This window comes from Paremcibacter congregatus (assembly GCF_006385135.1).
In the GTDB taxonomy this organism is placed as follows: domain Bacteria; phylum Pseudomonadota; class Alphaproteobacteria; order Sphingomonadales; family Emcibacteraceae; genus Paremcibacter; species Paremcibacter congregatus.
On sequence record NZ_CP041025.1, the window covers coordinates 2,494,189 to 2,505,544 of the forward strand.

At 50.1% G+C, this 11,356-nt stretch carries 10 protein-coding genes; 3 read left to right on the forward strand and 7 right to left on the reverse strand.

The annotated features are described in order from the left end of the window. Positions 1–3: 3 nt before the first annotated feature. Positions 4–2,106 carry a TonB-dependent receptor gene (locus FIV45_RS11300; protein ID WP_099472137.1) on the forward strand — a complete coding sequence of 701 codons (2,103 nt, stop codon included), beginning with the start codon at positions 4–6 and terminating at the stop codon, positions 2,104–2,106. Positions 2,107–2,213: 107 nt separating this feature from the next. Here the strand turns inward: FIV45_RS11300 and FIV45_RS11305 are convergent, their stop codons facing one another. After that, positions 2,214–3,209: a hypothetical protein gene (locus tag FIV45_RS11305; protein ID WP_099472136.1), complete on the reverse strand. Its 996-nt coding sequence runs from the start codon at positions 3,207–3,209 to the stop codon at positions 2,214–2,216. A 234-nt stretch (positions 3,210–3,443) separates the two neighbouring features. Here FIV45_RS11305 and FIV45_RS11310 point away from each other — a divergent pair, with 234 nt between their 5' ends. Beyond that, positions 3,444–5,429 carry a hypothetical protein gene (locus tag FIV45_RS11310; RefSeq protein WP_099472135.1) on the forward strand — a complete coding sequence of 662 codons (1,986 nt, stop codon included), beginning with the start codon at positions 3,444–3,446 and terminating at the stop codon, positions 5,427–5,429. A 72-nt stretch (positions 5,430–5,501) separates the two neighbouring features. On the opposite strand, the gene FIV45_RS11315 is transcribed toward FIV45_RS11310, so the two are convergent. After that, positions 5,502–5,930: a flagellar FliJ family protein gene (locus tag FIV45_RS11315; RefSeq protein WP_099472134.1), complete on the reverse strand. Its 429-nt coding sequence runs from the start codon at positions 5,928–5,930 to the stop codon at positions 5,502–5,504. 42 nt (positions 5,931–5,972) lie between these two features. After that, positions 5,973–7,307 (reverse strand): flagellar protein export ATPase FliI, encoded by a 1,335-nt coding sequence (fliI, locus tag FIV45_RS11320; RefSeq protein WP_099472133.1) that lies wholly within the window; start codon positions 7,305–7,307, stop codon positions 5,973–5,975. A gap of 347 nt (positions 7,308–7,654) precedes the next feature. Between fliI and ctrA the strand changes: the two genes are divergently transcribed. Further along, a complete protein-coding gene (gene ctrA, locus FIV45_RS11325; protein ID WP_099472132.1) occupies positions 7,655–8,359 on the forward strand; it encodes a response regulator transcription factor CtrA in 705 nt (234 codons plus the stop codon). Between the two features lie 131 nt (positions 8,360–8,490). Here the strand turns inward: ctrA and FIV45_RS11330 are convergent, their stop codons facing one another. From FIV45_RS11330 to FIV45_RS11345, 4 genes are all read right to left on the reverse strand, one after another. After that, on the reverse strand, positions 8,491–9,324 hold the full coding sequence (locus FIV45_RS11330; RefSeq protein WP_099472131.1) for a CheR family methyltransferase: 834 nt from the start codon (positions 9,322–9,324) through the stop codon (positions 8,491–8,493). Then, complete coding sequence (locus tag FIV45_RS11335) at positions 9,321–10,403, reverse strand: protein-glutamate methylesterase/protein-glutamine glutaminase (RefSeq protein ID WP_099472130.1); 1,083 nt, start codon at positions 10,401–10,403, stop codon at positions 9,321–9,323. The genes FIV45_RS11330 and FIV45_RS11335 overlap by 4 nt, the downstream gene beginning before the upstream one ends. 70 nt (positions 10,404–10,473) lie before the next feature. Continuing rightward, positions 10,474–10,839, reverse strand: coding sequence for a response regulator (locus tag FIV45_RS11340; protein ID WP_099472129.1), 366 nt, complete (start codon positions 10,837–10,839; stop codon positions 10,474–10,476). 54 nt (positions 10,840–10,893) lie between these two features. Further along, positions 10,894–11,346 (reverse strand): chemotaxis protein CheW, encoded by a 453-nt coding sequence (locus tag FIV45_RS11345; protein WP_099472128.1) that lies wholly within the window; start codon positions 11,344–11,346, stop codon positions 10,894–10,896. Positions 11,347–11,356: the final 10 nt, after the last annotated feature.

Here is an 11,356-nt window from a genome sequence, read left to right on the forward strand (position 1 = left end):
GACATGTCCCTGACACTCCTGACCCTGGCCGCCGCCGCTACCACCCTTCCTGCCGCACCAACTCCCCATACCGCCCTGGAGGAAATTATTGTTACCGGCAGCCGCACCGCTGAACGCATTGATGAAGTCCCAGCCTCTGTCTCGGTCGTCGGCAAAGACGCGTTACTCGAAGACCTTCAGCTCAACCCGGAAATCCAGAATACACTGGCGTTGCGGGTGCCGGGTTTCGGCCCGGCAAGCGGCAGCACCAGCAATTCAGGCCTGACATTGCGCGGACGTCGGGTTCTGGTCATGATTGACGGCGTCCCGCAATCAACACCTCTGCGCAATGGACAGCTCGGGGTACGATCCGTTGACAGCAGCGCGCTGGAACGCATTGAAATCATCAAGGGCGCCACCTCCATTTACGGTAACGGTGCGGCCGGCGGAATTGTCAATTACATCACCAAACAGGCTTCTGACGAAGAAATCAGTGGCGATATTGCCGTAAGCAGTCGTTTCTCTCTTGTTGACGCCAAAGACAGTTTCAGCAAAAGGTTTGACGGTACACTCAGTGGCACCATCGAAAAATTCAGCTACGTCATCAGCGCCGTGTATGATTCCCGCGGCCAGCAAAAAGACGCTGACGGCGATACACTGGGGTTAATTTATGGACTGTCCGACCTGGATACTGTCAACCTGTTTACCAAGGCCGCCTATCAGATTGATGAGGACAAGCGTCTTCAGGCCACCTTCAACTATTACGATTCACAGCAGGAATCAAGCCTGGTAGACGTGACCGGCAGCCCCCTGCTCGGACAAAAGACCTATGCGGTCGAATCTGGCGCAAGCGATAACCGCTTCGCACCACAGGGTCCGAAAGGCAACACCAATATCATGCTGAATTACAGTGATCAGGAGTTATTCACCAATACGTCCTTTACGCTTGATGCCTATCGCCAACGACTGAAGAATGTTTTCTTCTTTTCCACGTCTCTTGCCAACCCCGAACAGGGTTTCGACGGCGGACAGTCTTTAATCAAATCAAGCAAATCAGGTATCCGGGCCAATTTCAACACCACCGTCCAGTGGGACAAGTTCGAAACCAGCTTCATTTACGGTATCGATTATCTGAAAGATACAACATCTCAGCCGCTGCTTGATGGCCGCATCTGGGTGCCGGAAATCGACATGAACAACAAGGCGGCCTATTTACAGACCAAATTTGTCTGGAACGATGCACTGGTGTTCAAGGCCGGAGTCCGGGCTGAAAAAATTGACATCACCGTTGATGATTACAGCACCCTGTTATTATGTCGTTCTGCCACAACCTGCTCTGTGCCGATGGATGTCACCGGCGGGGATCTCTCTTATGATTCAACGACATTCAATGCCGGTCTGCGTTATAAAGCATCCCCCCTGTTCAGCCCCTTCATCAGTTATTCCGAGGGCTTTGACATATCTGATCTCGGCCGTCTGTTGCGCGGCGCTCAGGTGACGGACATCGCCCAGGTGCGGACCGAGGCCTCAAACGTACGTCATTACGAGATTGGTTTTACCAGTGAATTCGACGGCTTGAAAATTGAATTTGCTTATTACCAGAGCACATCAGAACTTGGAACCGGCACCAAATATGATCCGGTTACCGGTGTCTTCCTGCCGGTCCGTGAACCTCAGAAAATTCACGGATTCGAAATATCCGGGCAGTATTTTGTCACGGAAGAACTTGAAATCGGCGCAAGCTTTACCCGTTTTGACGGTGAAAATACCGAAACGGACGAGAAGCTTACCGGTCGCTATATCTCCCCGTCAAACCTGGTGATCTACGCCGATTACCGCCCCACAGAAGACATCAGCCTCGCGCTTGATTATCAGCGGGTCGGGGACCGGGACGAATTCACCGCCACTGGAAATGATTACGCCATCTATGAAGGCCCGGTGCGTGGTTATGATCTGGTCAATCTCCGCGCCTCATATACGGTCGGCGCTGTACAGTTCTATGGCGGCATAGAAAACCTATTCAATAAAAATTACTACTCCGCCAAATCCCAGTCTATCTTTCTGGCGAGCTATTTTGTCAAGGGAATCGGGCGTACTGCCAGCCTCGGCATGCGGTACGAATTCTAAGACCCGGGGTCCTGCATCTGCCAACATAGTGACCTATATATAACAAGGGCCCCGGGTACGTACGGGGCCCTCATAAGTTATCGTAATGGATATCGTGATTTCTGGGACTATGGCGATGCCTGGATCAGTTTTTTCTGTTTGAAATCGATCGTGGTAATATATTTATAATCCGCCCGATTTCTGGAATTATAATCTCCGGTATTTACGTAAAGGGCAATTGCATCATCCACAAGTTCCACCTGCGCCTGAGGGACTAACGTTTCCACCACCTGATCTTTATGCTTTCCCACCATATATTTTTTATATTTATCATAATCCGGATGGTCTTCTGGCGTGACGCCGCGGACGCCGGTTATGCGGAAGCTGTAAGCGCCCAGAAATTGCACCGTACCGGCCATAGCGTTATTGATTTCCTCTGCTTTACTGGGGGGCATGGACAACCAGTATGTCGCTTTCTTGTCTGGAATATTATAAATAGTGTAGCCCAAGGTATGTTTTCGACTGACCCCCCAGGGTAACATGACAGCCTTGGCAACGGGTACATGAATGGGCCAAGCCTCACGGTCAAAATCATAGCGCCCAACGATAACCCTCAGGTCATACTGCTTGTTCATATGTGGTGCTGTCGACGCTCTGTTATCCAGCCAGGGCGCAACGTCAAAGGTGGTCGGGGTCCCCTTGGCCTCCTCCAGGATATTTGCCAGAAGCGCCGCTTTTCGCTTGCGCCAGGCAAATTCATTTGAGAAAATTTCCTTCTCCTCGGGGTAAAATACGCGCACGATATCTTTTAGGCGATTATCCGGGCGAGTCTCTAATATCTTGGGCGCCATATTCAGCACAGCCCCCACGGTTTTCCGGGCAGACGTTGGCATCTCCTCACCATTGATGACTGACGCTTTCTTGGGGGAAGAACTGGCCGCCTCCTTGGCCGTTGATTCAGGCGGTACTTTTTTTGTTTTCGTCAGCTCCTTCTTTTTCTGTGTCACGAGGTTCTCGGCTTTTTTCTTTAAGCCATCAAACAGGCTTTGTGCAGCCGCCTCCGTCACCTGTGTCGGCAAAAACAGTATAGCGGTTATAATACAATAGAATAACATTTGTCGCATGGTATGCTCCTCTTGCATTTCAAGACAGATACTCTGTTCTAGTACCGTATATTTTACAACTCATCCGCCCAGAGCACATCGCGCGTAATCTGTCTTTATCCAGACTTAACGCCGGTTAACGCATTTTTTTTACATCCGCTTGCGCTCTAACTTGGCTGCCGGTACACTAATGCAACCCAAAAGGTCAGCCGCAGGCACAGGGATAAAAAGTGAACTGACAAAAAGGATGAGCTTATGAAGCAGGACAAAAGTCGTAAACGCGGCGTCAGGGCCTGCCGCATCAAACTCCAGAAAGCCCTTTCCGAAAGCGACCTTGATCGTAAAACCCAGGTGGCGCTGGCCAACCGTATTGCCGATGAAGAAGAACTGGACGCCGCCCCCAAGGATTTGGTCAACAAGATTTTCCGGCAGTATCCTGTTGACCCCCAGTCCCTTGAAAGAGTTGCCCGCGCCTTGCGGGTCGATGCCCAAAACCTGTATTTAGAGGGCGATTCTTTCCGCCCATCAGTCCCCCCGGAATATGGCGACCCACACCCGTTGCAAGATCAAAAAGGTGCCCTAAAAAATATAATACTGCACCCCCTGTCGCTTGTGCTGGCATTTCTTCTGCTGTCGGCGTTCACATACTGGCACATTATTGCCGGACGTCCGGCAATAATGTGCCAAATCAATGAATCTCTCCACCCCTTGAAAACTGCGCCCAACCGTCTGGGCATTGTCATAGGACGCTTTGCCAATGACCCGGAAAATATCGGCCAGCGCCGCCTGACGGCATCTTTTTTAAACGACCCCAAGCTCAGTCCTTACATCTCCGTTTTGCAGTCCTGTGACCGCCCCAGCCTGACTGTACCAGGGGACATTACGGCCCGTCTGCACGAGATACGCCAGAAGGGGCAAGAAAAACTGGCCCGCAGTAGCGCCCACATTCTTTTATGGGGACAGTTGAACGGCCAGAATTTACAGATACGTTTCATCTCAACAAGAGAAGACACCGGCCCGGTTACCTTTGACATTAAAGGCAAGCCAACCCAGATATCCGAAACCTATCTAGAAATTCCGCTGTCGCTCGACCAGCCGGAAACCACGCTACCCGACATAAAAAGAGCCGTTTTGGAACTGATCTCCACCAAAACCCCCGCCTTGCAGGAAACCAGGCGCAATGCCATGCATTCCTACAAAACATCTCTGGATTGGCTCCGTGCCTCGATTTTAAGCGACCGTAACGTCAAGCGCAGCATTAACCCCAAAACTGACCCCCAGTTATGGGCGCTGATCAATGGGCAACTGTGCTATCGGCAGCGCCTGTTGGGGGACTTTGATTCTGATGTTACCCTGTACAGGGAGGCAGAGCAAAGCTGCAGGGATGCCTTGGACGTGCGGGCGCGCAAAGATTTCCCCCGCGACTGGGCGACCCTTAAAATCAATCATTCAGCCGTATTGACACGCCTGCACCTCTATGCGGAAAGCCCGGCCACAAGCCGTGAATATCTCTATCAGGCCGAAAACCTTCTGCATCAGGCTGGTGAAGTCGTAGAACGGCAGTCCATGCCACAACTCTGGGCGTTACAACAACGCAACCTTGGTGCGGTCTTTATGCGTTTAGGTGAATTGTCCAATGGCGACGAGGCAGAGACTTATTTCAACAGAGGATTGGAAACAATGCAGGCGGCGCTGACCGTATTGCGTCCTGAATATCAACCCGTGGACTGGGCGATGACACAACAAAATATCTGCGGCTCTCTTTACCGAAAAGGCTACAATCAGGGAAAAGAAGGCATTGCCCTGGTACAGTTGGCCATAGATCATTGTACGGAAGCGCTGCGCTGGCTTGACCCGAAGCAGTCCCCGCTCACCTGGGCCATGGTTCAAAATAATCTGGCCGTCAGCAAAGCCATTTTCTCCCAACTGGAGCAAAAGCCAGACAAACTGGTTCAGGCGATCAGCGATTTTAAAGAAGCCCAGCGGATCTATACCCGCAAAGACTTTCCCGCGAACTGGGCAGAAGTCGAAATTAACCTGGGAGAACTCACCTGCAATCTGGCCCGGTTGCGCAAAGACCCCACCCAGCTGGACCGCGCCATTGCCCATGCCGAACAGGCCCTGGAAGTCGTGATGCAGAAAAAGCTCAACCGTTATCAACGCTACCTGGAAGGGCAATTGAAAAACTATAAAGCCTGTCAGAGTCTGGAGATGGATGCCTGCAAGTGTTCCCCCTCCTGACAAAACCGAAGCAAATTAAAAATGCGGGCATAAATCATTGCGCCGACTTCATTATGTCAGGGGGGCGTTATACTACGCCTGCTTCTGGCTACGGCGGTGCATGGTCAGAGCAAGCTCATCCATTTCATCCTGTTGGCGGGCATTGCGCTCAGCCAGTTCCCGCTCACGCTCACGCTGCTCAACAATTTCATATTTCTTCAATTCCTTGAAGGCTTCGGATACCTGGTCCTTCATCTCATCAATAGACACATCAATTTCGGCAATGGAATTATGCAGATTCTGACGGCGCACCATCACCTGTTGAGCATAACCGGCGTAGGAGATTGATACCACGGGCGCGTCCGCAGCCTTTTTCTGTTCCGTCGCCAGTTCTGTCTCCAGGTCACGCATCTTCCCTACGAGCTCTGCGCGCATGCTTTCAAGTTCGCCCATGCTGCGCCGCTTCTCATCGAGTTGCCATTTGTGTAGCCGGATCATTCCCGACATGCCTTTAACGCTCATCGCACAAAGATGTCCTGTTTTTTATCATTACGTCTTAAGTCTTCAATTTTGTTCTTGCGGCACCGGCCGGTTTTGCAGAATTTCGGCCAGGGCCTGATATCCATCGTCCAGTGTCGCCCGATCGTTTTTTTTCTGCGCCATAAATGCTTCCAGCGCCGGATGAAAATGAATAGCCTCATCCACCTCACGGTTGGCACCGCTGCGATAGGCTCCAAGGCGAATCATTTCTTCCATGTCATTATAGTCAGCTAAATATTTACGAGCCGTAACCAAAAGGTCATTTTGTTCATTATTATTACACCCCGGCATGGTCCGGGAAATAGAACGCAGAATATTGACTGCTGGAAACCGCCCCCGTTCCGCGATCGCCCGGTCGAGCACAATATGGCCATCAAGAATACCGCGCACCGCATCCGAAATCGGTTCATTATGGTCATCGCCTTCGACCAGAACCGTGAACAGGCCGGTAATCGATCCCCGCCCGATGCCAGGTCCCGCCCGTTCCAACAGACGGGGCAGTTCCGTAAATACCGTCGGCGTATACCCTTTACTGGCCGGCGGTTCGCCGCCCGCCAGACCAATTTCCCGCTGCGCCATGGCAAACCGCGTGACACTGTCCATCAGACACAGCACGTCATTGCCCTGATCCCGAAAATATTCGCTGATCGTCAGCGTCAGATAAGCCGCCTGCCGCCGCATCAGCGCGGTTTCGTCAGAGGTCGCCACGACGACCACACTGCGGGCCAGGCCTTCCGGCCCGAGATCATCTTCGATAAATTCCTGAACTTCGCGTCCCCGTTCCCCGATCAGACCGATTACCGACACATCGGACATGGCGTAACGGGCGAACATTGATAACAGAATGGATTTCCCGACGCCGGACCCGGCGAATATCCCCATGCGCTGCCCCTTGCAACAGGTCACAAAGGTATTGAGAGAACGGACACCAAGATCAATCTTGTCCCCAACCCGTTGACGCAGATGCGCTGCCGGCGGTTGGGCGCGAATGGGGTAGGCTTCCGCCCCCGCCCGGATCGGCCCCTTGCCATCAATCGGCTCGCCCATGGCGTTCACAACCCGGCCAAGCCATTGCATAGACGGATGGGACACCGGGGTTTCGCCTTCGACATAGGCCTGGCAACCAACCCCGACACCTTCCAACATGGAATAAGGCATCAACAACGCGCGATCATCCTGAAAACCGATCACTTCACAGGGAATGAATTTCTCCTGCCGCGAGACCAGCGTCACCCGGGAACCGATGCTAAGGGATTGTTGCGCCCCGGCGACCTCCACCAAAAGACCCTGTACCCCGACCACCCGGCCGTAGAAACGCCAGGCGTGCATTCTCTCGATTTCTGCTTTTAATGTAAACACGTGACTCAATCGCCTAACGTTAATTTTTTCCCATATTACGCTAATTCAATCTGCGTTCACAGGAAAACCTGATAAAAAAAATAATATTTTTCATTAAATATAGTGTTAATTTAAACTTCCGGTAACGATAGTTAATATACTTATATATCAATAGCTTATAGTATTATTTTTTAAATATTTGGTAAAAAACGATTAAACTTAGGTGGAAAAAACCGTAAAAATGTATCTTTATATACTTTTTATTAACCAATTCTGTTAAAAATGGTTAACAAGAAATAGTTAACCTATGTAAGTTTTGATTAAGGTTGTATAGAAAACAGCAAAATTGTGCGAAAAAAGGTGTAAAAATGCGTGTACTACTCATAGAAGATGATCCGTCTACATCCAAAAGTATCGAATTAATGTTATCGGCAGAAGGCTTTAATATTTACAGCACTGACCTCGGTGAAGAAGGCATCGATCTCGGCAAGCTTTACGATTACGATATTATCCTGCTTGATTTGAACCTTCCTGATATGCATGGCTATGACGTTCTGAAAAAACTGCGTCTGTCAAAAGTTAACACCCCGGTTCTGATCCTCTCCGGCATGGGAGAACTGGAAAACAAAGTTAAAGGCCTCGGCTTTGGCGCAGATGACTATCTGACCAAACCCTTCTATAAAGAAGAACTGGTGGCCCGGATCCAGGCGATCATTCGCCGCTCCAAAGGTCATGCAGAATCCATTATCCGCACCGGCAAACTTTCCGTCAATCTGGACACCAAAACCGTTGATGTTAATAACCAGCGCGTTCACCTGACCGGGAAAGAATATGCCATGCTGGAACTGTTGTCCTTGCGGAAAAGTACGACGCTGACCAAGGAAATGTTCCTCAATCACCTTTACGGTGGCATGGATGAACCGGAACTTAAAATCATTGATGTTTTCATTTGTAAACTGCGCAAGAAACTGATGGCGATTTGCGGCGAGAATTACATTGAAACAGTCTGGGGCCGCGGGTATGTGCTGCGCGATCCCGATCAGAATGACGCAGATGTGGCAGTGGCGAGCTAAGGGAACCTCCCTCGCCCCTCACGCCTGATATCTTTGGCAGAACTCTCCGGTAAATTTTATAATTTACCAACAAAAAAGGTCACACCCGTGTTTCGGTGTGACCTTTTTATATTGAAAACTCTCCTGAAAAATCAGCCGGCTTTCAGCAGGGCATGATCGGAGGTGTTATACATCCCGCGCTTGCCGGACACAGGCTTGAATTTTTCAGACAACCCCAATACGGTTTCCGCCGCGCCAAGAAATAACGTGCCATCCACCGGCAACTGATCCCTCAGACGGTCCAGAACTTTGCTTTTGGTCGCCTGCTCAAAATAAATCAGCACATTCCGGCAATAAATTACATCAAAAGTACCCAGAGGTGTGAAACTGTCCAGCAGGTTAAACGGCCGGTAGGTCACCATCTTCCGGATTTCATCGGAAATCTGCCACATTTCGCCCGCCTGGGTAAAATATTTCATCAGCAGTTTGATCGGCAGGCCTCTTTGTACTTCAAATTGCGAATACACCCCGGCCCGCGCCTTATCAAGCACCTGATTGGAAATATCGGTGCCGATAATATCAATCTGCCAGCCCGGCATCTGGGATTCCATTTCCTTCAGGATAATCGCCAGGGAATAAGGTTCCTGCCCTGTCGACGCCGCCGCACACCAGATCCGCAAGCGCCGCGTATTGGCGCGACTTTCCAGTAATCCAGGCAAAACATCCTCTTTGAACAGGTCAAAGGGTGTATTGTCACGGAAAAAGAAGGATTCATTGGTGGTCATTGCTTCGGTAATTTCGCTAAGCAATTCTTCTTTGCGCCGCAACCGAACCTCATTGATTAAATCGTCCAAGGTCTCCATGCCTTTTTTACGGGCAATTGGCGTCAGCCGGCTCTCCAAAAGATAAACTTTATCTTCAGACAATACCAAACCTGACCGTTCCCTCAAGATACCTGTGAGTAACTCAAAATCTTCTTTTCTCATTTTGCAGGTCCCATCAGTTTTTGTTTTATCTCGCCGCCTATTTTATTCAGTGGATAAACACCACTACACAGGCCGGCAGTTGAAACAGCTCCGGGCATCCCCCACACCACACTGGTTTCTTCATCTTGTGCAATCAAGCTCCCGCCAGCTTCCACAAGCTTTTTACAGCCTTCAAGACCATCATGCCCCATACCTGTCAGAATGACGGCAAATATCCCTGATCCATACACCTTGATCAGGCTACGCATCATCGGTTCCACAGAGGGACGGCAGTAATTTTCGGGTGGATCCTGATTTAGCGCGATCACTTTGCGTCCGCCGCGTTCAACCACCGTCATATGATTATCGCCAGGTGCAAGATATGCCATCCCGGCTTCCAGAACATCCCCGTCTTCTGCTTCCTTGCAGGTAAAGTTGGTCGCACCCGTCAGATGTTTGGCCAGAATATTTGTAAATGTAGGGGGCATATGTTGCGTGATCAACACGGGCACATTGGCCTCTCCGAGATCTGTCAGAACCTGAAGCAAAGCCTGTGGGCCACCTGTCGAACTGCCAATGGCGAGAACAGACGGTTTTGATTTAGAAAAACGCCGTTTCTCTATCGACCTGGCCATAGACTTCTGTGGAATAAACTGGTCCTGAACACGGCTGCCTTCGCCTTTGAAGATTTCTCCCCCATTACGCAAACGATTGGCCGCAACGATGCTGATCACCTTGCTGACTACATCTTCCTGGAAGCTCATTGAGGCGGCAACTTCACGATTGCTTTCCGGCTTGGAGACATAATCGGAGGCGCCCATGGACAGGGCCTTCATGCTGATTTCGGCATTTCTCTTGGTCAGTGTCGACGCCATCAATACTTTTACTTTGGGATTAATCTTAAAGAACTGGGGTAAAGCGGTTAATCCGTCCATCACCGGCATTTCAATATCAAGTATGATGATTTCCGGATCATAACGCTGCATGCTCGCCAGCGCCATTTCCCCATTTCCGGCCGTACCCACGACTTTAATCGCGGGCTCTGCGCCAAGCCAGGTAGACATCAACCCCCTGATGACCGCTGAATCATCGACGATCATCACCCTGTACTGGCCGCTCCGCACTTTATCACTCAAGTCCCCACTGTCTTTTAAAGAAACTGATGGCACGTTATAGCAATCCTACCTGTGAGAATTTTGATTCAATGATTTCACGGTCAAAAGGTTTCATAATATATTCATCTGCACCAGCAGAAATCGCGGCGCTGATATGGCTCATATCATTTTCTGTTGTACAGAAAACAACAACCGGCTTATCACCGCCTGCCGATGCCCGCAGGGCTTTTAGAAAATCCAGGCCATTCATAACCGGCATGTTCCAGTCCAGCAAAACCACGTCAGGCATGCCTTCCAGGCAGGAATCCAACGCATCCTGACCATCTACCGCTTCACGAATATCGAAATCCAATTCTTCCAGGATTCGTCGCGCTACTTTTCTAATCACTTTCGAGTCATCAACAACAAGACAGGATTTCATTTTATTCTTCTCCAAGATTTATTTTTTTACCTTCCTTCTGAAGGTTAATCCTTATTAGGCCGCCGCAGCTTGGCCCTTCCCAAAATTCAATAATTTTTCAACATCAAGAATAACAAGCAATTCGCCATCCATGCGGTAAATACCGCTCGAGACTTCCTGCCACCGCTGATCCAGGGTTACAGGATTGCGTTCAAATGATTCATCGGGAAATGACATCACATCTCCGACAGAATCAATCAGAAGGCTATACGGTTCACCATTATATTCAACAACAATACTCATTCCCACATTGCCGGTATCTTGAACGCCAAGACCAAGCCGTTTGCGCAGGTTAATTGCCGTAACAATACGCCCGCGAAGGTTTAACACCCCCTCAACAGCAGATGGCGCCAAGGGAACCGATGTAATCATCTGTTCAGACAGCACGTCGTGAACCGTTAACACCGGAACCCCGCATAATTGCCCGGCCAACCGAATTGTGACGAAATCTTTATTAGTATTTTCCATGGTTATAACC

Excerpts from the sequence above, each read along its gene's own strand:
- FIV45_RS11300 (WP_099472137.1), top strand. The coding sequence starts at position 4 with ATGTCCCTGACACTCCTGACCCTGGCCGCCGCCGCTACCACCCTTCCT.
- FIV45_RS11305 (WP_099472136.1), bottom strand. The coding sequence starts at position 3,209 with ATGCGACAAATGTTATTCTATTGTATTATAACCGCTATACTGTTTTTG.
- FIV45_RS11310 (WP_099472135.1), top strand. The coding sequence starts at position 3,444 with ATGAAGCAGGACAAAAGTCGTAAACGCGGCGTCAGGGCCTGCCGCATC.
- FIV45_RS11315 (WP_099472134.1), bottom strand. The coding sequence starts at position 5,930 with ATGAGCGTTAAAGGCATGTCGGGAATGATCCGGCTACACAAATGGCAA.
- ctrA (WP_099472132.1), top strand. The coding sequence starts at position 7,655 with ATGCGTGTACTACTCATAGAAGATGATCCGTCTACATCCAAAAGTATC.
- FIV45_RS11330 (WP_099472131.1), bottom strand. The coding sequence starts at position 9,324 with ATGAGAAAAGAAGATTTTGAGTTACTCACAGGTATCTTGAGGGAACGG.
- FIV45_RS11335 (WP_099472130.1), bottom strand. The coding sequence starts at position 10,403 with ATGATCGTCGATGATTCAGCGGTCATCAGGGGGTTGATGTCTACCTGG.
- FIV45_RS11340 (WP_099472129.1), bottom strand. The coding sequence starts at position 10,839 with ATGAAATCCTGTCTTGTTGTTGATGACTCGAAAGTGATTAGAAAAGTA.
- FIV45_RS11345 (WP_099472128.1), bottom strand. The coding sequence starts at position 11,346 with ATGGAAAATACTAATAAAGATTTCGTCACAATTCGGTTGGCCGGGCAA.